Raw genomic sequence first — 22,206 nt, 5'->3', positions numbered from 1 at the left:
CGCGCTGCGCTTTCAGCCGCGCGGCAGCGGCTCCACCGCGAAAGCTTCGGGCGGCAGGCCGGCGCGGGAGCGTGCCACCATGGTCTCGAACGCCCGTTCCATGTGGCGGGCATGGCGGTCGATGTCGAACAGGGGCGAGGTGGCGCGGACGGCGGCAAGCCGCGCGCGGGCCTCCGCGAGGGCGGCCGGATCGTTGGCGATGGCCACGGCCTTGGCCACGAACCCCTCCACGTCGGTGGTGATGAAGTCGGCCAGGTTCATCTGCGTCATGATGCTGGCTGCAACCCGCGACGCGAACGAGCGGCCGGTGCGCGTCACCATGGGCAGGCCCATGCGCAGCATGTCGCTGGCCGTGGTGTGGGCGGTGTAGGGGAAGGTGTCGAGGAAGAGGTCCGCCAGCGGCAGCCGGGCGAAATGGTCCTTGAGCGGAACCATGGGCGCGAACACGAGGCGGGCCGGGTCGAGGCCCCGCGCCGTGGCCTCCCGGCGCAGGTTGTCGGCGCTGTTCTCCCGGCTCTCCAGCACCCACAGGACCGAGCCGGGCACGGCCTTGAGGATGCGCGTGTAGGCGGAAAAGACCTCCGGATCGAGCTTCCAGGCCGAATTGAAGGCGCAAAACACGAACGCCTCGTCCGGCAGGCCGCAATCGGCCCGGGTCGTGCGCTCGCCCACCGGCAGCTCGGGGTCGTTGGGCTGGTAGCAGTCCGGCAGATGGACGATCTTCTCGGTGTAGAAGGCGGCGTCGGAGGACGGCAGCACCACCGGGTCCGCGATCACATAGTCCATGAAGGGCGCGCCGCTGGTGCCCGGATAGCCGAGATAACTCACCTGTACCGGCGCCGGGCGTTCTGCGAACGCGGCCAGCCGCTCGCCGCTGGTGTGGCCCATGAGATCCACGAACACGTCGAAGCCGAGGGCTGCCACCTCCTCGGCGATGGCCGCCGGGGTCGCCTTCTCCCGGTCGAGAAAGTGGTCGACCGCGTCGATGATGCTTTGGCGATGCTCGGACGCGTCGTTGTAGCTCACCGATATGGCGGTCACCTCGAAGCGGCTGCGATCATGCCGCGCCAGCAGCTTGGAGATCAGGAAGGTGGTGGCATGGGTGCGGAAGTCCGCGGACAGATAGGCGACGCGGATCGGTCCCGAGGCGGTGTGCCGGGCCGAATGGTCGAACGTGCGCGGGCGGGGCGGGGTCTGTTCCTCGGCCACCTTGCGCCGGGCAGAGGCCAGATGCAGCGACGGATCGTCCACATAGAGGGTGGCGAAGGGCAGGGCCGGAACATTCGAATCGGAAACGCCCCGCTTCAGGTTCTCGAACAGGCGGTCGTGGCCTCGCCAGTCCCAGATCGCGCGCCGGTGCGGCAGCAATAGATTGGCGGACAGCGGCAGGCTGGGGTCGAGGTCAAACGCCCGCGCGATGGCGGCGAGCGAGTCGTCCGGTTGGTTCAGCGCCCCGTAGGCGAGGGAGAGGTTGTGCCAGGCCTTGGCGTCGTCGGGCTTGCGCGCCAGCACCTTCTTGTACAGCTCGATGGCCTCGATTTCCCGGCTTTGCCGCGCGCGGACGATGCCGAGCAGGTGCATCACATCCACATGGTCCGGCGCCGCCCGCAGGATCTTGCGATAGTGCCGGGCCGCTTCCTCATACTGGCCGCGCAGCTGGTGCTGGTAGCCGTCGTAGAGCAGCTTCTGGAGCGCGGGCGCGAGGGGCGGGGGGCCGGGCGGTGGTGAAGGAGGCATGGCGTCGCGTGGTCGTTCCCTGAAAACCGCCTCTGGAGCCGGATCGGACCAGCCCGTGCCGCAAGCGGATCGGCGCGTGCTCTAGCATGGGCCGGATCGAGACGATAGCCGAGGGCGCCGCACGGTTCCGGGCCTTGGGGACTCAGGCGCCGGCCCCCTCGGCGGGGGATGGCGCGACGACGATATGGTCCGGCGCGGCGCCGGCCATGGCGCGTTCCATCATGGCGAGATAGGCCGCCTCGATCTGCGCGCGGTAGCGCTGGATGTCGAACAGGCGCGCCCGCGCCGCGCTACCCTCGAGGCGTGCCCGGAGGACGGCGAGCCGCGCCGGGTCGCGAGCAAGGTCCAGGGCCAGCGCCTCGTAGGCGCCAGGATGATCGGTGACGAGGTCTCCCACTCCGGACACTTGCAGCAGGCGGCCGGCCACCTTTGAGGCGAAGGAGCGGCCGGTTCGCGTCACCAGCGGCAGCCCCACCCGGAGCGCGTCCAAGGCGGTGGTGTGGGCGGTATAGGGGAAGGTGTCGAGGAAAAGGTCCGCCAGCGCCATGCGGGCGAGGTGCTCCGGCAGCGGCCGGTGCGGGGCGAAGATGAGCCGGTCGGGCGCCACGCCGGCAGCCTGGGCCTCGCGCCGGAGGTTGGCGCGGGCGTCCTCCCCCGCGAGCAGCCACAGCACGCTGCCCGGCACCTCCATGAGGAGACGCAGCCAGAGGGCGAAGGTCGCCGGATCGAGCTTGCGCGTGTTGTTGAAGCCGCAGAACACGAAGCCGGTGTCCGGCAGGCCGCATTCGGCCCGGCCGGGGCGGGCGGCGGGGGCGAGGGACGGGTCGTTGGGCTGGTAGGTATCGGGAAGCTGGACCACCTTCTCGCTGAAGAAGCGGGCGTCTTCCAGCGGCAGCACGAACGGGTCGGCGATCACATAATCCATGAAATCGGCGCCGCTGGTACCTGGATAGCCGAGATAGCTCACCTGGATCGGCGCGGCGCGGCCGGCGAAGATCTCCATGCGGTTGCCGTTGGTGTGGCCCATCACATCCACCAGGATGTCGATGCCGAGGCTGCGGGCGCGCTCGGCGGTCTCAGCCGGCTGGTCGCGTTCGCAGTCGATGAAGCGGTCGACGCTGGTCTCCACGCGCTTGCGGGCAGGCGAAGCGTCGTTCGGGCCGATGGAGAAGGCGGTGATCTCGAACTTTGAGCGGTCGTGGACCTCCAGCAGCCGGACCAGCAGATGGGTGGTCGGGTGGTTGCGGAAATCGGCCGACAGGTAGCCGACGCGTACGCGCCCTTCCGTTCGCGCGCGGACGGGCAGGGGCTTGGGAGCGATGCCGGCGCAGCGCCGGCGCACGGCGCGGCGTGCGGCCGCGAGCTGCAGCGCCGGGTCGTCGAGCCACAGGGTGAAGAAGGGCGGGATCTCCGCCCTCGCCGGGTCCCCGGCGCGGGCGATGGCCGCCAGAAGCGGGGCGTCGTCCCGCCAGTCGCAGACCGAGCGGCGCGCCGAAAACAGCATGCCGACCCCCTCGGGAAGGGAGGGATCCAGCGCGAGGGCACGGGCGAAGGCCTCGGCGCCCTCGGTATTGCGCTCCACGGATGTGTAGGCGAGGCCGAGATTGTACCAGAGCTTGGCATCCTGCGGCTTCAGCGCGGCGGCGGCGCGGTAGAGCCCGATGGCCTCGTCGGCGCGATGCTGGCGCGACCGCACCATGGCCAGAAGGTGCATGACGTCCGGATGGTCCGGCACCTTCTTCAGGATCTTGCGATACTGGCGGGCGGCGTCGTCCAGGAGGCCGCGCACCTGGGCCTGGTAGCCGTCGTGCAGCAGGCGGGTCTGGTCGGGGGAAAGCGGGGGGATCGACACGAAGGGCTTCGGAAGGTTCTGACCAGACATGCGGTTCGTACTGGCAAGGGCCAGCCTGATGCGTTTCGACGCTAGCACGCAGGCCGGGGCCGGTATAGTGACGCAGCCAGAGCCAGTTACGGACCGGAGACCGCCATGCCCATCTACGCCCTCGACGGTGTCGCGCCCACCCTGCCCGCCTCGGGACACTACTGGATCGCGCCGGACGCGGTGATCATCGGCAACGTGACCCTGAAGGAAGGCGCCAGCGTGTGGTTCGGCAGCGTGCTGCGCGGCGACAACGAGCCCATCGTGGTGGGGGAGGGGTCCAACATCCAGGAAAACTGTGTCCTCCACACCGACCCCGGCTTTCCGCTCACCATCGGCACCAACGTGACCGTGGGCCACATGGCGACCCTGCACGGCTGCATCGTGGGCGACGGCAGCCTCATCGGCATGGGCTCCACGGTGCTGAACGGGGCGAATATCGCGAGCAAGTGCCTGGTCGGCTCCAAGGCGCTGGTCACCGAGGGCAAGGTGTTCGAGCCCTTCTCCCTCATCGTCGGGGCGCCGGCCAAGGTGGCGCGGCAGATCGACGAGGCGACGGCGGCACGCCTCGTCGGCACCGCGGAGCACTACCAGCGCAACTGGCAGCGCTATGCCAAGGGCTTGAAGCGCATCGACTGAGCGGGCGGTCCGCGCCCCAAAAGGAAAACGGGCCGGAACCGCAGCGTCGGTTCCGGCCCGTCTTGCCGCCGTGGCGAGGCCGAAGCCCCGTAGGCGGAAGGCTGAAGCGCGCCCTGCGGCGCGCCGGGATCAACGCCCGGTGCCCACCACCGGGGGCACGCGGGTCTCGCCCAGGGACACCCAGGTGGAGGGATCGACCTGGGACTGGCGCTTGACGTAGCGGTATCCGGTATCCTTCCAGGGGCGGATATCGGTTTCCTGGTTGTCGAGGATGAGGTCGCCCTTGTCGGTCATGACCGTGAGCACCGCATGGCCGTCGCCCTCGCGGTCGCGGACCACGGTGATCAGCAGCACCGAGCTGGGCCAGCCGATATTGATGAGGCGCCGGCGCTTCTCCAGCACATAGTCCTCGCAATCGCCCCGGCCGTCGTCGGGATAGGCCCAGCGCTCGGTCTCGCCGTAATGGTCAAGATCGGTCTCGGGCTGGACCGCCTCGTTCACCGTGCGGTTGATGCGCTCCAGCTCGGCGGTGCGCTGGGTGTCGAGCTTCATCACCGCGATGCCGGCGCCCGCCGCCTCGCAATCGTGGGCATGCTCGGCGCAGAAGCGCACATAGCCGGTGGGGGCGGTAGTGACGCGGCCGTCGGCGAGATGGCGGGGCGCGAAGGCGGAGGCAAGATTGGCGAAGCGCGTGTTTTGTGCCCGCTGCTCTTGAGCACTGGCGGCGCTCACCCCGGCGCACAGCAGCGCTGCGGCGAGGGCCAACAGGAGGCAGGGAGGCGAGATGCGCTTCGACATGGCGGGAAATCCGACCGGGTTAATGAAATGATAATGCCCGATGCGCGCCGCATTTGCGCCGTCAACCTTCTATTAACCTTAATGGGCTAGGTTTTTAGATACCTCTGATCGGTGCGGCCTTTTGTCGGTGCCGCGCGGGCAAGCGGGTGCGCGGGCACCGGCCGGATGCCTTTCGCTGGATGGCTTGGTGGTGCCGCCGAAATCGCAAATCCGCTTGTTTTCAATACACTGAAGCGAGAAGTGCCCGTTCGGGCGGGGATGGTGGGTCTTGCTCCCCCTCGGGGGCTCCGGGCGAACGGCCGTCAGCGGAGAGTGTTGGAGCCCGCACGCAATCATGCTAATGACTGACGGGTCAGTCAGTGAAAGTTAACGATTGTGGCGCGCCCGCCCAACCAGGATCCGCAACCTCCGGCGCCATTGGCCCCAACGCCCGAGGCGCGTCGGCGCCGGGCTGCACCCATGGACAAGGCTGAACGCCGCCGCGCCATCCTTGCAGCGGCGCTCACAGTTTTCGCCCGCCACGGCTTTGCCGGCGCCCGCCTCGACGACGTGGCCCGACAGGCCGGCGTGGCCAAGGGTACGCTCTATCTGCACTTTGCCGACAAGGAAGCGCTGTTCCATGGCCTGGTGGAGCAGAACATCGCGCCGATCCTCGCCAACGCGGATGCGGCCATCGCCGTGTTTCCCGGCACCACCCGCGACCTCATCGACCTGCTCATCGCGATCCTGATCGAGCGGGTCATCGGCACCCCGGCCGAGGGCCTGGTCCGGCTCATGATCGCCGAGGGGCCGCGGTTTCCAGAGCTTGCCGCCTACTACCACCGCGAGGTGGTGTCCCGAGGCCTTGCCATCGTGCGCAGGATCGCCCAGCGCGGGTTGGATCGCGGTGAGATCACGTCCGACCTCGCGGTGCGCTTTCCCCAACTCGTCATATCGCCCGCCGTCGTGGCCGTGGTCTGGAACGGCATGTTCGGCGCCTTCGACCCGCTCGACGTGAGGGCGTTCCTCATGGCCCACCGCGACCTGCTGCTGCGCGGGCTCGGATGGAGAGACACGTGACACCCCATCGATCTCCCCGCCTCTCCCCGATGCTGCTCGCCGTCGTCGCGACCCTCGGCCTCGCCGCCTGTTCTCCCGCGCCCGCAGACAGCTTCTCCGGCTATGTGGAGGGCGACCTCGTCTTCATCGGCCCCACCGAGGCCGGCCGGGTGAGCGCGCTCGCGGTGGAGGAGGGCAGTGTGGTGAAGCCCGGCGACGTGGTCGCCCGGGTGGAGGATGACCTGCAGACCGCCGATCGAGATGCGGCGGCCGCCCAGCTGAAGGAAGCCGAGGCACGGCTGGCCAATGCGCGCTCCCCGCTCCAGCGGCCGGAGGAGATCGCCGTGCTCCAGGCCTCCGAGCACCGCGCCACCGCTGCCCTCGACCAGTCCCGCCTCGATCTCGAACGCCAGAAGGCGCTGGTGCCCAAGGGCGCCTCCTCCCAGGCCAACCTCGATGCGGCCCAGCACCAGTACGACCAGAACCAGGCGGCCCTCGACGAGGCGCGCAAGCGCATCGCCGCAGCCGGCATCGCCGCCCGCACCCAGGACATCGACGCGGCCGAGCAGGCGGTTTCCGCCGCCCGCGCCAACCTTGCCGCCGCGCAGGTGCGGCTCGACCGGCGCACCCTGAAGGCGCCCGCGGACGGTCCGGTCCAGACCGTCTATTATCGCGTCGGCGAACTGGTGCCGGAAGGCCGGCCGGTGGTGTCCATCCTGCCGCCGGGCTTGGTGAAGGTGCGGTTCTTCGTGCCGGAAGCGGTGCTGCCGAAGGTCGCGCTGGGGGGCCGCGTCACCGTCACCTGCGACGGTTGCCCGACCACCACGGCGAAGGTCTTCTTCATCTCGACCCAGGCGGAATATACCCCGCCCGTCATCTACAGCCGGGAGGAGCGCTCCAAGCTCGTCTATCTGGTGGAGGCGCGGCCCGACGACCCCGCCAAGGCCCGGCCGGGCCAGCCGGTGAACGTCGCGCTGGGAGCGACGCCGTGACCGTGGCCCAGGAGGCAGCACCGCCCGCGCCCACCCGCGCCGCCCCGGAGGTCGCCATCGAGGTGGAGAATCTCTGCAAGAGTTTCGGCGGCCGGCGGGTGGTGGACAATCTCTCCATGCGCGTCATGCGCGGGCAGATCTACGGCTTCCTCGGGCCGAACGGCTCGGGCAAGACCACCACCATCCGCATGCTGTGCGGGCTGCTGACGCCGGATTCCGGCCGCGGCACCTGCCTGGGCATGGATATCCTCACCCAGGCCCGGCGCATCCGCGAGCATGTGGGCTACATGACGCAGCGCTTCTCCCTCTACCAGGACCTGTCGGTGCGGGAGAACCTGGAGTTCGTGGCGCGCGTTTATGGAGTTCCCGAACCGGAGAAGGCGGCGGGCGACGCGCTGAAGCGGCTGGGGCTGGAGGGGCGCGGCAAGCAGCTGGCCGGCGCGCTCTCCGGCGGCTGGAAGCAGCGCCTGGCGCTTGGCGCCTGCATCCTGCCCGGGCCCGACCTGCTGCTGCTGGACGAGCCCACCGCCGGCGTCGATCCCAAGGCCCGCCGCGAGTTCTGGGCACAGATCCACGACCTCGCGGCGGAAGGGCTCACCGTGCTCGTTTCCACCCATTACATGGACGAGGCGGAGCGCTGCCACGAGATCGCGTACATCGCCTACGGCCAGTTGCTGGCCCAGGGCACGGTGCAGAGCGTGATCGCCGCCGCGGGCCTTGCCACCGTCACCGTCGAGATCACCGGCGCGGCGGGCCATGAGGCCGGGCTTCTCGTCACCCGCCTCGCCCGCGAATTGTCCGCCCTCGACGGCGTGGAGATGGTGGCACCCTTCGGCACCGCGCTGCACGTCTCCGGCCGCGACCCGGCGGCGCTGGAGGCGGCCATCGCGCCCTACCGCAGCGATGCGCGCCTTGTCATCCGCGCCGACGCCCCGACACTGGAGGACGTGTTCATCGACCTCATGAGCCGGTCGAAGGATGAACTGCGATGAGGGCATTCAAAGCCACGGCCGGCTTCCTCAGGCGCGTCGGCGCCATGATCGTGAAGGAGTTCATCCAGCTGCGGCGTGACCGGGTGACGTTCGCCACCATGATCATGATCCCGCTGCTGCAGCTGATCCTGTTCGGCTACGCCATCAACACCACGCCGCGCCATCTGCCCACGGCGGTGTTCGCCCACGAGAACACGGACGCGAGCCGCGCCATCCTCGCCGCCTTGCGCAACACCGCCTTCTTCGCCTTCGTGAAGGAGGCCGGGAGCGCGGAGGAGGCGGAGCATATGATCCGCGCCGGCGAGGTGCTGTTCTTCGTGGAAATCCCGGCGGGCTTCGAGCGCGCGCTGCGGCGCGGCGAGCAGCCGCAGCTGCTGGTGGCGGCGGACGCCACCGACCCGGTGGGCTCGGCCAATGCGCTGGCGGCGCTGGCGGGGGTGGTGGGCTCGGCGCTGGTGCGCGAACGGTTCGTTGACGCCGCCGGCGCCATGCCGTTCGAGATCGTCCAGCACCGGCGCTACAACCCCGCCGGCACCAGCCAGCTGAACATCGTGCCAGGCCTGCTCGGCACCATCCTCACCATGACCATGCTGATCTACACCGCCCTGTCCGTGACCCGGGAGACCGAGCGCGGCACCATGGAGAGCCTCCTGTCCATGCCGATCCACCCGGTGGAGATCATGCTGGGCAAGATCATCCCCTATGTGCTGGTGGGCATCGTGCAGGCGATCCTGATTCTCGGCTCCGGCATGGTGCTGTTCGGGGTACCGCTGGAAGGCAGCGCCATCTTCCTCGCGGCGGCGACGCTGCTGTTCATCACCGCCAACCTGTCCATCGGCTATACCTTCTCCACCCTGGCGCAGAACCAGCTCCAGGCGGTGCAGATGTCTTTCATGTTCTTCCTGCCCTCGATTCTTCTGTCGGGCTTCATGTTCCCGTTTTCGGGCATGCCGGCGTGGGCGCAATGGATCGGCGAGGGCCTGCCGCTCACCCATTATCTGCGCATGGTGCGGGGTATTCTGCTGAAGGGGTCAGGGTTTGGCGACCTGAAGGTGGATGCGGTGGCGCTTGTGGCGCTCATGTTGCTGGCCATGGGCATCGCCGTGGCGAGATTTCGTCAAACCCTTGACTGAATGCCGCGCGGCACGTTGCCGCTAAGGTGAGCCGCGCCATGATTGAGCGGACCTGTGGACAAATCTCTGCGCCCGCAGCGTTCAAACGGACTTCGGTCAAGGTGTCGCGCCATCGGGGAATGACGAACGCGACGTCACCTGCGTAAAAGACCCGAGCCTAACCCTTGACGGTTGCGACCGGCCGTCGCAGCGCTCATCGACCGCGTCACTTCACGCAGCTTTGACCTGTATCAAGGAGAAAATGGGCTTGCGGCGCATGGTGCGGCGCGGCTCCGAAGGTGCAGTGTTCACGCCTCGGCGCGAGGGGTTCTGAAATGTCAACAATCCAAGATCCGATCCGGACGCCGGCGAAGGCCATGCGGTTCGGCGAAGCCGGACTGCTGGTGGTGTTCGCCGCCTTCGCCTTCTTCGCGATCATTGTAGCCGCCAAGGCCTACACGTCCGCCTACGCCTTCCATGCCTATCTGTTCGCCGCTGCCAGCATCGCGGCGGTGTTCGCCATCGGCAACCGCTACATGGCCCGGCCGGCCGGCCCCGTGCCGCAGGTCAATGCCGACGGCAAGCCCAACTACAGTTTCGACGTGGTGAAATTCTGCACCATCGCCGCCGTCGTCTGGGGCATCGCGGGCTTCCTCGTGGGGGTGATCGCCGCGCTCCAGCTGGCGTTTCCGGTGGTCAATTTCGACCTGCCCTGGATCTCCTTCGGCCGCCTGCGCCCGCTGCACACGTCGGCGGTGATCTTCGCCTTCGGCGGCAACGTGCTGATCGGCACCTCCTTCTACGTGGTCCAGCGCACCTCCCATGCACGCCTCGTGGGCGACCTCGCGCCCTGGTTCGTGGTGCTGGGCTACAATTTCTTCATCGTCATCGCCGGCACGGGCTACCTGCTGGGCATCACCCAGGGCAAGGAATACGCCGAGCCGGAATGGTATGCGGACCTGTTCCTCACGGTTGTCTGGGTCACCTACCTGCTGGTGTTCCTGGGGACGATCCTGAAGCGCAAGGAACCCCATATCTATGTGGCGAACTGGTTCTACCTCGCCTTCATCATCACCATTGCCGTGCTGCACCTCGGCAACAATGCCTCGGTGCCGGTGTCGGTGTTCTCGCCCAAGTCCTATATCCTCTGGTCGGGCGTCCAGGATGCCATGTTCCAGTGGTGGTACGGCCATAACGCGGTGGGCTTCTTCCTGACCGCCGGCTTCCTGGCCCTGATGTACTACTTCATCCCGAAGCGGGCGGAGCGGCCGGTCTATTCCTACCGTCTGTCCATCGTCCACTTCTGGGCGTTGATCTTCATCTATATCTGGGCCGGCCCGCATCATCTGCACTACACGTCGCTGCCGGACTGGGCGCAGACGCTGGGCATGACCTTCTCGATCATCCTGTGGATGCCCTCCTGGGGCGGCATGATCAACGGCCTCATGACCCTCTCGGGGGCCTGGGACAAGCTGCGCACCGACCCGATCATCCGCATGATGGTGGTGGCCGTGGCCTTCTACGGCATGTCCACCTTCGAAGGCCCGATGATGTCGGTGAAGGCGGTGAACTCGCTGAGCCACTACACCGAATGGACCATCGGCCACGTGCATTCCGGCGCGCTCGGCTGGGTCGCCTACATCTCCTTCGGCGCCATCTACTGCATGGTGCCCTGGCTGTGGAACAAGCGCGAAATGTACTCGCTCAAGGCTGTGTCCTGGCACTTCTGGGTCTCGACCCTCGGCATCGTGCTCTACATCTCCTCCATGTGGGTGGCGGGCATCCTGCAGGGCCTGATGTGGCGCGCCTACACCCAGCTCGGCTTCCTCGAATACTCGTTCATCGAGAGCGTCGAGGCCATGCACCCGCTCTACGTCATCCGCGCCCTGGGCGGCATCCTGTTCCTTTCGGGTGCGCTGATCATGGCCTGGAACGTGTGGAAGACCATCACCATGCCCGAAGCGGCGGCCGAGCAGTCGCTCGCCCTTGCGCCTGCGGAATGAGGAGGCACTCATGGCAACGCAAGGCACCTCCATCTGGTCCAAGCACCAGATCTTCGAAAAGCACTCCTACTGGCTGATGCTCGGCATCCTGATCGTGATCTCGATCGGCGGCCTGGTGGAAATCGCGCCGCTCTTCTACCTGAAGAGCACCATCGAGAAGGTGGAGGGGATGCGCCCCTACACCCCCCTCGAGCTGGCGGGACGCAACATCTATATCCGCGAGGGCTGCTACAACTGCCACTCGCAGCAGATCCGGCCCCTGCGCGACGAGGTGGAGCGCTACGGCCACTATTCGCTGGCGGCCGAGAGCATGTACGACCACCCGTTCCAGTGGGGCTCCAAGCGCACCGGCCCGGACCTTGCCCGCGTGGGCGGCAAGTATTCGGACCTGTGGCAGCGCGAGCATCTCCACAACCCGCGCTCCGTGGTGCCGGCCTCCATCATGCCGAGCTATCCCTGGCTGGCGCAGACCAAGCTCGACACCAAGCACCTCGCCGACGACCTGAAGGACCTCAAGCTGCTCGGCGTCCCGTACACGGACGAGATGATTGCGAACGTCCAGGAAGATCTGAAGGCCCAGTCCACGACCGACGGCGATACCGCCGGTCTCGACAAGCGCTATCCCAAGGCCCAGTCCCGTGACTTCGACGGCAATCCCGGCGAGCTCACCGAGGCGGATGCGCTCATCGCTTACCTCCAGATGCTGGGCACGCTCGTGGACTTCAAGCTCTACGACAACCAAGCCAACGTGAGGTGAGCTGATGCACGAGACCTACCTCTGGCTCGCGTCCTTCGCCCAGACCTGGGGCCTCGTGCTCTTCGTCCTCGGTTTCCTGCTGGTGATCGCCTACGTCTTCTGGCCCTCGAAAACGAGGAAGAAGGAATTCGACGACGCCGCCAACATTCCGCTCAAAGAGGATTGATCCCGTGAGCACGACTCAAGATACCCACCATGGCAAGGTGGATGCCGCAACCGGCGTCTCGACCACCGGTCACGAATGGGATGGCATCTCGGAGCTGAACAACCCGCTTCCGCGGTGGTGGCTGTGGGTGTGGTACGCCTGCATCGTCTGGGCCATCGGCTACTGGATCCTGTATCCCGCATGGCCGCTGATCAACTCGGCGACGCCGGGCCTGCTCGGCTGGCACTCGCGCTCGGCGATCCAGGTCCAGCTTGCCGATCTCCAGGCGCTGCGCGCCGAGAGCGCGGCCAAGCTCGCCACCGCCTCGCTCGAGCAGATCGAGCAGACGCCGGCGCTGCTGACCCTCGCCCGGGCCCAGGGACGCGTCGCCTTCGCCGACAATTGCGCGCCGTGTCACGGCGCCGGCGGTGGCGGGGCCACGGGCTTCCCCAACCTCAACGATGACGACTGGCTGTGGGGCGGTTCGCTGGAGCAGATCCAGCAGACCATCCAGTACGGCATCCGCTCCGGCGACGCCGAGGCGCGCACCGGCTCCATGCCCGCCTTCGGCCGTGACGGCATCCTGCAGAAGCCGGAAATCGCGGCGGTGGCGGACTTTGTGCGCACCCTGTCCGGCATCGCCCAGCCTGGCGCGGATTTCGCCAAGGGCAAGGAAGTGTACGCCGCCAACTGCGCCGCCTGCCATGGCGACGACGGCAAGGGCAACCAGGAACTGGGCGCCCCCAACCTCACGGATGGCATCTGGCTCTATGGCTCGGACAAGGCCACCATCGAGTACGGCATCGTCAACGGCCGCGGCAACGTGATGCCGGCCTGGCATGCGCGCCTTGAGCCGACCACCGTCAAGGCGCTCACTGTCTACGTGCACTCCCTCGGCGGCGGTCGCTGACGGGTGAGCCCTGCGGTCCGGCTTGCTCCGCGCCGGCCGGGCGCGCAGACTGAAATGTGAAGCGCGCCGGATCAGGGCTGTTGCCCGGTCCGGCGCGTGCTCTTTCCGGGGTGGAGGCGGATCGGTCGATGCGGGCGGGGCAACCCGATCAGGTCGAGCCGTCGCTGTTCAGCTGGCGGGAGCAAAAGGGGAGCAGGCGCCGGCATCGAGGGGGGCCGACGCGGGGCGCAAGGGGAGCCAAAAGGTCGCGCGACCAATCGACGGCGCGACCTTTCGCCCGCAGGGCCGATCGAACATTCTAAGCTATGAATGTTGCCGTGTCGGCGCCGGGCGAATGTCCCGAGACCAGAGCCGACCCAACGAGGGTCTGCCCTCAACCCGTATCGCCGGCCCGAGGCGGCTGGCCAACCTTCGGCAAGCAACCCATGACCGCCCTGTCCACGAAATCCGAGCAGAAGGCCGCAGCCGTGGCCGACCCGGACGACATCCCGCTCTATGAGGCCCGGCGCCAGATCTATCCGCAGAGCGTGCACGGCCGGTTCCGCACCATCAAGTGGATCGTGCTCGCGGTCACGCTCGGCATCTATTACTTCCTGCCTTTCGTGCGCTGGGACCGCGGTCCCGATGCGCCGAGCCAGGCGGTTCTGTTCGACTTCCCATCGAGCCGCTTCTACTTCTTCTTCCTCGAGATCTGGCCGCAGGAATTCTATTACGTCGCCGGCCTGCTCATCCTGGCGGCGCTGATCCTGTTCCTCATAAACGCGGTGGCCGGGCGCGTGTGGTGCGGCTACCTGTGCCCGCAGACGGTGTGGACCGACCTGTTCATGGCGGTGGAGCGCCTTATCGAGGGCGACAGGCGTGAGCGCATGCGCGCGGATGCGGCGCCCTGGACCATCGACAAGTTCGCCCACAAGACGCTGAAGCACTCCATCTGGCTGCTCATCGCCTGGTGGACCGGCGGCGCCTGGGTGCTCTACTTCGCCGATGCGCCGACCCTTGTGGTGCAACTCGCCACCTTTCAGGCGCCGGCCGTGGCCTACATCTCCATCGGCATCCTCACTTTCACCACCTATTCGCTCGCCGGCCACATGCGCGAACAGGTGTGCACCTACATGTGCCCGTGGCCGCGCATCCAGGCCGCGCTCACGGACGAATATGCCCTCAATGTCACCTACGCCTACGACCGCGGCGAGCCCCGTGGCTCGCTGAAGAAGGCCGAGGCCGCGCGCGAGAAGGGCCAGCCGGCGGGCGATTGCGTCGACTGCGGCCAGTGCGTCGCCGTCTGCCCCACGGGCGTGGATATCCGCCTTGGCATGCAGTTGCCCTGCATCCAGTGCGGCCTGTGCATCGATGCCTGCAACACGGTGATGGACAAGGTCGGCCGCCCGCGCGACCTGATCTCCTACGACAGCGAGGCGAACCTTGAGGCGCGGCTTGCCCACAAGTCCTTCACCCAGCGCATTATCCGCCCGCGCACCATCCTTTACGCGGTGCTGATCTGCGTGGCCGCCGGGCTGATGCTCACCTCCCTCATCGGCCGCTCGACCGAGGGCGTCGCCGCCATCCACGATCGCAACCCGCTGTTCGTGCGGCTGTCGGACGGCTCGATCCGCAACGCCTATACGGTGCGGCTGATCAACAAGAAGCTGGAGGAGCGCACCTTCACCCTCTCGGCCGAAGGCGTGCCCGGCGCGACCATGGAGGTGATCGGCGACAATGCCGATGGCCTCACCATCGGCCCCGACCAGACCCGCGAGATCCGCGTGCTGGTGACCACGCGCGACAAGCTCGCCTCGCAGGCGTCCCTGCCCATCACCTTCCGCATCCGCGACAAGGCTTCGGGCTTGACGGCGGCGGTCAACGATCACTTCATCGGCCCGTGAGCAACGGACCGCACCAACACGGGAGGCAAAACATGGCCCATGCTGATGTCCCCCGCCAGCCGCGTGAGCTGACCGGCCGGGCGGTGCTCTTGATCCTCCTCGCCTTCTTCGGCGTGGTGATCGTGGTCAATGTCATCATGGCGCGCTTCGCCGTGTCCACGTTCGCAGGCGTGGAGACGGAGAGTTCCTACAAGGCCGGGCTCGCCTTCTCCGCCGAGCACCGCGCCGCCGAGGAGCAGGTCGCGCGGCACTGGAGCGTGAACGTGGAACTGGCTTCCCCGGGCAACGAGGCTCGCGTGGTCACCATCCGCGTGCTCGATCCCTCGGGGGCGCCCCTGTCGCAGCTCACCCCGGACGGACGCCTCGCGCACCCCACCGACGCCCGGCGCGACGTGGACCTGGACCTCAAGCCCATCGGCGACGGCCGCTACCGCGCCACCGCGGCGGCGGGACCGGGCCAGTGGGATCTGGTGATTGATTTTGCGCAAGGCGGAGAGCGCCAGTTCCGGTCCAAAAATCGTGTGCAGCTTCCGTAAGCCGCTGTGAACGGGCAACCGGCTTCCTCCGGCCTCCCGAGGCGGCATCGAGACTGCCGGGCGGCATCCGTCCAGGGTCGCCTGCACCTTGAGTACGACCAGGCCGGTTGGTTCGTCGCGCCGGCCGGCCTGTCGTACTTTTCTCTCATTCGGGTCCGCATCTTCCCGCTGCGCGGTGCAGCGGGGCCCCGCAGCCCCCGGGGATGGAGCCATGGCTGAGGCGATCGACTATTCCATTTTCGTCGCGCGGTCCGAAGACGGCCTCGCCCAGATGAGCCTCGCCGTGGACGGCATCGACTGCGCCGCCTGCATCGCCGAGATCGAGGACGGGGTGAAGGCGCTGCCGGGCGTGGTGCGCGCACGCCTCAATTATTCCACCCACCGCCTCACCGTCGCCTGGCGCGAGGAGACCTCGCCGGACCGGGTGGTGAGCCAGCTGGAAGCTTTGGGCTACCGCGCCCACCCCTTCGCCGGCCGCGCCGAGGAGAGCGAGGCGCGCCACGCCCGCTGGCTGCTGCGCTGCCTGGGTGTCGCGGGTTTTGCGGCCATGAATATCATGCTGCTGTCGGTTTCGGTGTGGTCGGGCAATGTCACCGACATCACGCCGGAGACGCGGGATTTCTTCCACTGGGTGTCGGCGCTCATTGCGCTTCCTGCGGCGGCCTATGCCGGCCAGCCATTCTTCCAGAGCGCGTTCCGGGCGGTGCGCTCGGGCCGGCTCAACATGGACGTGCCCATCACCATCGGCGTCACCCTGGCGCTGGGCATGAGCGTGCTGGAGACGGCGCTGAGCCAGCCCCACGCCTATTTCGACAGCGCCATCATGCTGCTGTTCTTCCTCCTGGCCGGGCGCTATCTCGACCATGAGGCGCGCCGGCGCACCCGCGCCACGGCCGGCAACATCGCCGCCCTGCGCGGCGAGATGGCCCACCGTCTCGGTGCGGACGGGGTGCCGGTGCTGGTGCCGGTGCAGGCATTGCAGCCGGGCGACACCATCCTCGTCGCCCCCGGCGAGCGGGTGGCAGCGGACGGCGTCATCGCCTCCGGCCAGTCCAGCGTCGATGAAAGCCTCGTCACCGGCGAGACCCTGCCGCGCGCCCTGAAGGCGGGCGATGCGGTTTATGCCGGCAGCCTCAACGGCGAGGGCGCGCTGCACCTCAAGGTCACCGCCGGCGGCGAGAACACCCTGGTGGACGACGTGCAGCGCCTGCTGGATGGCGCGCTGGCCGAGAAGGGCGCCTATGTGCGCCTCGCCGACCGGGTGGCGCGGCTCTACGCCCCTATGGTGCATCTCACGGCGCTGGTCTCCGCCATCGGCTGGCTCCTTGCCGGGGCGGGCCTCCACCATTCGGTGATGATCGCGGTCGCCGTGCTCATCATCACCTGCCCCTGTGCGCTGGCGCTCGCCGTGCCGGCGGTGCAGGTGACGGCCACCGGCCGCCTGTTTCGCGCCGGCCTTCTCATCAATGCCGGCGACATGCTGGAGCGCCTCGCCGCCGTGGACACGGTGGTGTTCGACAAGACCGGCACCCTGACCCTGCCGGAGCCTGCCCTTGCCTTGCCGCGCGGCGCGGACCGGGGGCTGGTGGGCCTTGCCGGGCGGCTGGCCTTGTCGAGCCGCCACCCGCTGGCCCGGGCGCTCGCTCCGCGTGCCGACGGGCCGGCCATCGAGGGTGTGACCGAAGTGAGCGGGCAGGGCGTGGAGGCGGTGGTGGATGGCGCGGTCGTGCGCCTCGGCAGCCTCGCCTTCTGCGGCGCGGCCCTGCCCGGCGACCTGCCGGCCGGCGCATCGCTGATCGCGCTGCGCCGTGGCGCCCAGACCCTGGTCATGGGTGTGGAACAGGCCCTGCGGCCGGACGCGCTGGAGGTGGTGGCCGCGCTGAAGGCCCGTGGCCTTGAGGTGCGCATCCTCTCCGGCGACCGGGAGGCGGCGGTGGTTCCCGTGGCGCAGGCGCTGGGCATTACCCATTGGGACGCGGGCCTGAAGCCCGCGGACAAGATTGCCGCGCTCGATCGCCTGAAGGCGGACGGCCGGCGGGTGCTGATGGTGGGCGACGGCCTCAACGACGCCCCGGCGCTGGCCGCCGCCACCGTTTCCCTCTCCCCCGCCACCGGCGCGGCGGTGACGCAGGCCCATGCGGATGCGGTGTTCCTGGGCCGGCGCCTCGCGCCGGTGCTGGCGGCGGTGGACGGGGCGCGGGTGGCGGCGCGGCTGATGCGGCAGAACCTCGCCATCGCCGTGCTCTACAATGTGATTGCGGTGCCCCTCGCCATCGCCGGCTTTGTGACGCCGCTGGTGGCGGCGCTTGCCATGTCCGGCTCTTCCATACTCGTGACCGTCAACGCCTTGCGCGCGGCGCGGCCGGGGCGCAAGGATGAGGCGACCGACGCCGCGGCCCCTGCCGGCGGCGATGTCCGCACACTGGAGGAGGCGGCCGCGTGAACGTCCTCGTCTATCTCCTGCCGCTCGCGTTGCTGCTGGGCCTCACCGGCCTCTTCGCCTTCCTGTGGAGCCTCAAGAGCGGCCAGTATGACGACCTCGACGGGGCCGCAGTGCGCGTCCTGTCGGACGATGACCTTCCCAGTTCGGCCCAGCCGCCGGCCGGCAAATCTCCGGGGGGCAAGTCTGCGGGTGGGCTGTCCGGCCGTGGTGCCCCGAAGCCATGAGACGCACCGCCTCCGCCCCCGAACCCCGCGCGGGCATGCTGGTGTGCGTCTGCGACCCGCAGCTCGACGCCCCCGCCAACGACAACGGGCCGCGCCCCGTCTCCACCTTCGGCCTGGCCCTCGGCTTCGCCTTCGCGGTGCTGGCGCAGACGGTGGCCTCCGCCGCCCTGCCGCTCGCCGGTGCACAACTGGCGCCACGGCCGGAGTTGGTCACCTGGCCGTTCGCGGCCATGCTGCTGGGGGCGGCGCTCGCCTCCTTCCCGGCGTCCTTCCTGCGCGATGCGTTCGGCCGGCGCACCGGGTTCGCGCTCGGCGCGTCGCTGGGCATCGCCGGCGGGGCGCTGCTGGTGGCGGCGCTGATACAGCGCCAGTTCGCCTGGGCGTGCCTTGGTGCCCTGTGGCTCGGCATGGCGCAGGGCTTCTCCTTCTTCTACCGGCACGAGGCCGCCGCCGCGAGCGGGCGGCCCGCCGCCGCCACAGCCGGCGTGTTGGCCGGCGGTGTCGCTGCCGCCTTTGCCGGGCCGACGCTCGCGGGCTTCGCCGAACAGCTCGCCGCGCCTTACTTCCTGGTCGGCGCCGCCGCGCTGGCGGCTCTCGCGCACACCTGCTCCCTCGGCGTCGCGGTCATGCTCGCCTCGGACCCGACCTCCGTGTTCCACCCCAAGGCCCGGGCGCCCTTGTCCGCCATCCTGTGGCCGACCCTGGTGGGCGGCGCGGCTTGGTTCGGCATGAATACCGTCATGTCCGGCGCGCCGCTGGCGCTGGTGGGCTGCGGCATCGGCGGGGCGGCGGTGTTCGGCTTCATCGCCTTGCATGTGGCCGCCATGTACGCACCCGCCGTGCCACTCGCCTTCGTGGGGGATCGCGTGCCGCCCCTCGTGATCGCGGTGGCAGGTGCGCTGCTGGTGGCCATCGGCATCCCGCTCCAGAGCCTGGGGACGCCGGAGACCATCACTGCCGCCCTCATCTGCGTGGGTGCCGGCTGGTCGGTGGCCACTGTGGGCGCGACAGCGTGGATCTATCGCGCCGGCCAGCCCAGCCGCCTCGCTTTGGCGCTGCATGACGGCGGCCTGTTCTTCGGCGCCATCTGCGGCGCGCTGCTGGGCTATGTTCTGGCCTGACGGCTTGGCCGAAGCGTGCGCCAGACGCTAGGAAAGGAGGGCACGCCCAATGGCCGGGAGCCCGCCTTGACCCATCCCTTCTCGCTGGACGGCCAGACCGCCCTCGTCACCGGCTCGGTGGCCGGCCTCGGCTTCGAGATCGCCACCGCCCTCGCGCTGGCGGGGGCCCATGTACTGGTGAACGGCCGGGACGCCGCACGCCTCGGCCCGGCGGTGACCACCATCATCCGCAAGGGCGGCAAGGCCGAGCCGTTCGTGCTCGACGTGTGCGATGCCGATGCGGTCACCAAGGCGATCGCTGCGGCGCCGCCCATCCACATCCTGGTCAACAATGCCGGCGCCCGCGACCGGCGCGGCTTCCTCGACATGGAGGACGCTGCGTTCCGCCGGCTGGTGGAGCTGGACCTGTTCGCCCCCGCCCATCTCACGCGGGAGGTGGCGAAAGGCATGGTGGCGCGCGGCAAGGGCGGGCGCATCATCAACATCACCTCCATCGCCGGGCCGCTCTCGCGGGCTGGGGATGCCGCCTACACCACCGCGAAGGGCGGGCTGGAGGCGTTGACGCGGGCGCTCGCGGCCGATCTGGGGCCGCATGCCATCACGGTGAACGCCGTCGCGCCCGGCTATTTCCTCACCGAGCCCAATGCCGAGCTGGCGCGCGACCAGGCGGTGGGGGAATGGCTGTCGCGCCGCACGTCGCTGGCTCGCTGGGGGCAGCCGGCCGAGGTGGCGGGGGCGGCGGTGTTTCTCGCGTCACCGGCGGCCTCCTACGTTACCGGCCATGTGCTGGCGGTGGATGGCGGCTACATGGCGCATTTTTGAGCGCCTTCGCTCTTGCCGCGTTCTTTCGCTCAAACGCCGCGCGGGCTTGTGCGCGCGGCTGCAGTGCTGTGAGGGCGGCTCAGCGCACCCAGAAGCGCGGCAGGAACAGCACCAGCACGGTCAGGATCTCCAGCCGCCCCAGCAGCATGGCCGCCGTGAGCAGCCACAGGGCGGAATCGGGCAGGACGCCGTAATTGGAGGCCGGCCCCACCAGCGGCCCCAGCCCCGGCCCCACATTGGCAAGGCAGGCGATGGCGGCGGAGAAGGCGGTCTTCAGGTCGAGGCCCAGCATGTTGAGGGCGACGCCGAACAGGAAGAAGGCAAGCAGATAGAGGAAGACGAAGGACAGTACCGAGGCGACCACGTCGTCCGCCACCGGCGCGCCGCCGTAGCGCAGGGGAAACACGCCGGCGCGGAACGAGATGCGCTTCAGGTGCTGGCGGATGGCCTTGGCGGTGATGGCGAGGCGCAGGGCCTTCAGGCCGCCGGAGGTGGAGCCGGTGCAGCCGCCGATGAACATCAGCACGAAGAAGATGGCGTCCGAGGTCGTACCCCAATTGGTGTAGTCCGCCGCCATGAAGCCGGTGGTGGAAATGAGCGAAGCGACCGTGAACAGCGCCCAGCGCAGCGCCGTCTCGCCGGAGGCGACGCCGCTGAAGGTGAGCTGCAGGAAGGAGAGGGTGGTGAACAGCGCCACGATGGCGAAGAACAGCCGCACCTCCGGATTGGAGAAGATGCGCCACGGGTCCCCGGACAGGGCGCGTACATAGAGCGGGAAGGGCAGGGCGGCCACGATCATGAAGACCACGGCCACATAATCCACCGCCGGCTTGGCGAACACGGTGATCGAGGTGTCCGAATTGGCGAAGCCGCCGCTCGACAGAGTGGACATGGCGATGGTGACGGCATCGAAGGGCTTCAGCCCCGCCATCAGGTAAAATCCGGCGCAGATGGCGGTGAGCAACACATAGGCGATGAGCAGGCGCTTGGCGATGGCGCCGGCGCGGGGCAGGAACTTCTCCGACTTGTCGGAGGATTCCGTGCGGAACAGCTGCATGCCGCCGATGGAGAGCATGGGCAGCACCGCGATGGCGATGGCGACGATGCCGATGCCGCCGAACCAGTGCAGCAGCGCCCGCCACAACAGGATGCCGGGCGACATGGCGTCCAGACCCGACATCACGCTGGCGCCGGTGGTGGTGAGCCCGGACATGCTCTCGAACATGGCGGCCGTGAAGGACAGCCGCGAGTGGCCCCACATGAGCGGCAGGGCCGCGAACAGCGACAGCACCACCCAGACCGAGGTGGTCAGGAGGAAGGCCTGCCTGAGGTCGAGCTTGCTGACCTTCTGGCTGCGACCGCTCATCCACAGCAGCACGCCGACGAAGATGGTGATGGCCGAGGCGCCGACGAAGGCGCCCTGTCCGCCGGACCGCGTGGCAAAATCCACCATCGCCGGCACCAGCATGGCGACGCCGAGGATGGCGAGGAGGACGCCGAGCGTCGCCGCCACCGGACGCAGGCTGAGCACCGAAACGGCCTCGGCCTCCACCGTTGGGATGCGCGCGGCGTGCATGACGTCCCCCTTCCCCTAAAGCGTTTTCAAGCGAAGTGGCTACCGGTTCGCGTGAAGAAAACGCGCCAACGCGAGATTCTAAAGCGCCCTCGAGCGGAGTGGATGCCGGGTTAGTTTAAGAAAATGCGATACGCAAACGAGATAGAGCATTTCCCGCGAACGGGCGTGCACGGAAAATGCTCTCGCCCGCGGCGTTTCTCAGTTCAGGACCCGGCGCACGTCCGGCACGTCGAGCGAGAAGGCCGGGATCTCGATGGAGAAGGTCTCGCCGTTGTCGGCCAGCATCTCATAGTGCCCGCTCATGATCCCGGTGGAGGTGTTGAGCGGCACGCCGCTGGTATATTCGAATCGGCCACCGGGCGGCAGGGTGGGCTCCTCGCCCACGACGCCGGCTCCATGGACCTCCTCGGTGTGCCCGTTGGCGTCGGTGATGACCCAGTGGCGGCCCTTCAGTTGCACGGTCTCCTGGCCCAAATTGGCCACCTCGACGGTATAAGCCCAAAAATGACGGCCCTGGTCGGGCTCCGATCGCTCCGCCACATAACGCGGCGTCGCGGTCACCTGAATATTTCGAGTGATGGCGCGGTACATACCCGCTC

20 protein-coding genes are annotated in these 22,206 nt (G+C 68.5%); 15 read left to right on the top strand and 5 right to left on the bottom strand.

Going from position 1 to position 22,206, the window contains the following annotated elements; genetic code table 11:
• Positions 1–12 precede the first annotated feature (12 nt).
• Both FZ033_RS05975 and FZ033_RS05970 read right to left on the bottom strand, forming a co-directional pair.
• Positions 13–1,737, bottom strand: coding sequence for an O-linked N-acetylglucosamine transferase, SPINDLY family protein (locus FZ033_RS05975; protein WP_149575231.1), 1,725 nt, complete (start codon positions 1,735–1,737; stop codon positions 13–15).
• Positions 1,738–1,879: 142 nt separating this feature from the next.
• Positions 1,880–3,589 carry an O-linked N-acetylglucosamine transferase, SPINDLY family protein gene (locus tag FZ033_RS05970; RefSeq protein WP_149575230.1) on the bottom strand — a complete coding sequence of 570 codons (1,710 nt, stop codon included), beginning with the start codon at positions 3,587–3,589 and terminating at the stop codon, positions 1,880–1,882.
• 135 nt (positions 3,590–3,724) lie between these two features.
• Here FZ033_RS05970 and FZ033_RS05965 point away from each other — a divergent pair, with 135 nt between their 5' ends.
• Entirely contained in the window at positions 3,725–4,255 is a 531-nt protein-coding gene (locus FZ033_RS05965; RefSeq protein WP_149575229.1) for a gamma carbonic anhydrase family protein, read from the top strand.
• A gap of 129 nt (positions 4,256–4,384) precedes the next feature.
• Here FZ033_RS05965 and FZ033_RS05960 read toward each other — a convergent pair whose 3' ends face one another.
• Positions 4,385–5,053, bottom strand: a complete 669-nt coding sequence (locus tag FZ033_RS05960) for a transglutaminase-like cysteine peptidase (protein ID WP_149575228.1) — start codon at positions 5,051–5,053, stop codon at positions 4,385–4,387.
• Positions 5,054–5,512: 459 nt separating this feature from the next.
• On the opposite strand from FZ033_RS05960, the gene FZ033_RS05955 reads away from it, so the two are divergent.
• From FZ033_RS05955 to FZ033_RS05890, 14 genes are all read left to right on the top strand, one after another.
• Entirely contained in the window at positions 5,513–6,112 is a 600-nt protein-coding gene (locus FZ033_RS05955) for a TetR/AcrR family transcriptional regulator (RefSeq protein WP_232847349.1), read from the top strand.
• Positions 6,109–7,083 (top strand): HlyD family secretion protein, encoded by a 975-nt coding sequence (locus tag FZ033_RS05950; protein WP_232847348.1) that lies wholly within the window; start codon positions 6,109–6,111, stop codon positions 7,081–7,083. The genes FZ033_RS05955 and FZ033_RS05950 overlap by 4 nt, the downstream gene beginning before the upstream one ends.
• A complete protein-coding gene (locus FZ033_RS05945) occupies positions 7,080–8,075 on the top strand; it encodes an ABC transporter ATP-binding protein (RefSeq protein WP_149575226.1) in 996 nt (331 codons plus the stop codon). Before FZ033_RS05950 ends, FZ033_RS05945 begins: the two co-directional genes overlap by 4 nt.
• Positions 8,072–9,208, top strand: a complete 1,137-nt coding sequence (locus tag FZ033_RS05940) for an ABC transporter permease (RefSeq protein ID WP_149575225.1) — start codon at positions 8,072–8,074, stop codon at positions 9,206–9,208. The genes FZ033_RS05945 and FZ033_RS05940 overlap by 4 nt, the downstream gene beginning before the upstream one ends.
• 356 nt (positions 9,209–9,564) lie before the next feature.
• Positions 9,565–11,190 carry a cytochrome-c oxidase, cbb3-type subunit I gene (ccoN, locus tag FZ033_RS05935; protein ID WP_210247865.1) on the top strand — a complete coding sequence of 542 codons (1,626 nt, stop codon included), beginning with the start codon at positions 9,565–9,567 and terminating at the stop codon, positions 11,188–11,190.
• 10 nt (positions 11,191–11,200) lie between these two features.
• Positions 11,201–11,947 (top strand): cytochrome-c oxidase, cbb3-type subunit II, encoded by a 747-nt coding sequence (gene ccoO / locus FZ033_RS05930; RefSeq protein ID WP_149575223.1) that lies wholly within the window; start codon positions 11,201–11,203, stop codon positions 11,945–11,947.
• 4 nt (positions 11,948–11,951) lie between these two features.
• A complete protein-coding gene (locus FZ033_RS05925) occupies positions 11,952–12,113 on the top strand; it encodes a cbb3-type cytochrome c oxidase subunit 3 (RefSeq protein ID WP_149575222.1) in 162 nt (53 codons plus the stop codon).
• Positions 12,114–12,117: 4 nt separating this feature from the next.
• On the top strand, positions 12,118–13,002 hold the full coding sequence (gene ccoP / locus FZ033_RS05920) for a cytochrome-c oxidase, cbb3-type subunit III (RefSeq protein WP_149575221.1): 885 nt from the start codon (positions 12,118–12,120) through the stop codon (positions 13,000–13,002).
• A 425-nt stretch (positions 13,003–13,427) separates the two neighbouring features.
• A complete protein-coding gene (ccoG, locus tag FZ033_RS05915) occupies positions 13,428–14,885 on the top strand; it encodes a cytochrome c oxidase accessory protein CcoG (RefSeq protein WP_232847347.1) in 1,458 nt (485 codons plus the stop codon).
• A 32-nt stretch (positions 14,886–14,917) separates the two neighbouring features.
• The gene (locus FZ033_RS05910; RefSeq protein WP_149575220.1) at positions 14,918–15,421 is read left to right on the top strand and encodes a FixH family protein; all 504 of its coding nucleotides are present in this window, start codon (positions 14,918–14,920) and stop codon (positions 15,419–15,421) included.
• A 211-nt stretch (positions 15,422–15,632) separates the two neighbouring features.
• A complete protein-coding gene (locus FZ033_RS05905; protein ID WP_149575219.1) occupies positions 15,633–17,864 on the top strand; it encodes a heavy metal translocating P-type ATPase in 2,232 nt (743 codons plus the stop codon).
• Positions 17,861–18,088: a cbb3-type cytochrome oxidase assembly protein CcoS gene (ccoS, locus tag FZ033_RS05900; RefSeq protein WP_149575218.1), complete on the top strand. Its 228-nt coding sequence runs from the start codon at positions 17,861–17,863 to the stop codon at positions 18,086–18,088. The genes FZ033_RS05905 and ccoS overlap by 4 nt, the downstream gene beginning before the upstream one ends.
• Positions 18,085–19,209, top strand: coding sequence for a hypothetical protein (locus FZ033_RS05895; RefSeq protein WP_149575217.1), 1,125 nt, complete (start codon positions 18,085–18,087; stop codon positions 19,207–19,209). Before ccoS ends, FZ033_RS05895 begins: the two co-directional genes overlap by 4 nt.
• Before the next feature lie 66 nt (positions 19,210–19,275).
• Positions 19,276–20,031 (top strand): SDR family oxidoreductase, encoded by a 756-nt coding sequence (locus FZ033_RS05890; RefSeq protein ID WP_149575216.1) that lies wholly within the window; start codon positions 19,276–19,278, stop codon positions 20,029–20,031.
• Between the two features lie 79 nt (positions 20,032–20,110).
• Here FZ033_RS05890 and FZ033_RS05885 read toward each other — a convergent pair whose 3' ends face one another.
• On the bottom strand, positions 20,111–21,607 hold the full coding sequence (locus FZ033_RS05885) for a TrkH family potassium uptake protein (protein ID WP_188079328.1): 1,497 nt from the start codon (positions 21,605–21,607) through the stop codon (positions 20,111–20,113).
• 198 nt (positions 21,608–21,805) lie between these two features.
• The gene (gene apaG / locus FZ033_RS05880; RefSeq protein ID WP_011996128.1) at positions 21,806–22,198 is read right to left on the bottom strand and encodes a Co2+/Mg2+ efflux protein ApaG; all 393 of its coding nucleotides are present in this window, start codon (positions 22,196–22,198) and stop codon (positions 21,806–21,808) included.
• Positions 22,199–22,206 lie beyond the last annotated feature (8 nt).

The organism is Xanthobacter oligotrophicus, assembly GCF_008364685.1.
In the GTDB taxonomy this organism is placed as follows: Bacteria; Pseudomonadota; Alphaproteobacteria; order Rhizobiales; family Xanthobacteraceae; genus Xanthobacter; species Xanthobacter oligotrophicus.
Note: the sequence above shows the minus strand (reverse complement) of the source record. Positions and strands in the feature narration are given on the sequence as shown.

Excerpts from the sequence above, each read along its gene's own strand:
- FZ033_RS05955 (WP_232847349.1), top strand. The coding sequence starts at position 5,513 with ATGGACAAGGCTGAACGCCGCCGCGCCATCCTTGCAGCGGCGCTCACA.
- FZ033_RS05905 (WP_149575219.1), top strand. The coding sequence starts at position 15,633 with ATGGCTGAGGCGATCGACTATTCCATTTTCGTCGCGCGGTCCGAAGAC.
- FZ033_RS05885 (WP_188079328.1), bottom strand. The coding sequence starts at position 21,607 with ATGCACGCCGCGCGCATCCCAACGGTGGAGGCCGAGGCCGTTTCGGTG.
- FZ033_RS05960 (WP_149575228.1), bottom strand. The coding sequence starts at position 5,053 with ATGTCGAAGCGCATCTCGCCTCCCTGCCTCCTGTTGGCCCTCGCCGCA.
- FZ033_RS05895 (WP_149575217.1), top strand. The coding sequence starts at position 18,085 with ATGAGACGCACCGCCTCCGCCCCCGAACCCCGCGCGGGCATGCTGGTG.
- ccoO (WP_149575223.1), top strand. The coding sequence starts at position 11,201 with ATGGCAACGCAAGGCACCTCCATCTGGTCCAAGCACCAGATCTTCGAA.
- ccoG (WP_232847347.1), top strand. The coding sequence starts at position 13,428 with ATGACCGCCCTGTCCACGAAATCCGAGCAGAAGGCCGCAGCCGTGGCC.
- FZ033_RS05940 (WP_149575225.1), top strand. The coding sequence starts at position 8,072 with ATGAGGGCATTCAAAGCCACGGCCGGCTTCCTCAGGCGCGTCGGCGCC.
- FZ033_RS05975 (WP_149575231.1), bottom strand. The coding sequence starts at position 1,737 with ATGCCTCCTTCACCACCGCCCGGCCCCCCGCCCCTCGCGCCCGCGCTC.
- FZ033_RS05965 (WP_149575229.1), top strand. The coding sequence starts at position 3,725 with ATGCCCATCTACGCCCTCGACGGTGTCGCGCCCACCCTGCCCGCCTCG.
- apaG (WP_011996128.1), bottom strand. The coding sequence starts at position 22,198 with ATGTACCGCGCCATCACTCGAAATATTCAGGTGACCGCGACGCCGCGT.
- ccoN (WP_210247865.1), top strand. The coding sequence starts at position 9,565 with ATGCGGTTCGGCGAAGCCGGACTGCTGGTGGTGTTCGCCGCCTTCGCC.
- FZ033_RS05910 (WP_149575220.1), top strand. The coding sequence starts at position 14,918 with ATGGCCCATGCTGATGTCCCCCGCCAGCCGCGTGAGCTGACCGGCCGG.
- FZ033_RS05925 (WP_149575222.1), top strand. The coding sequence starts at position 11,952 with ATGCACGAGACCTACCTCTGGCTCGCGTCCTTCGCCCAGACCTGGGGC.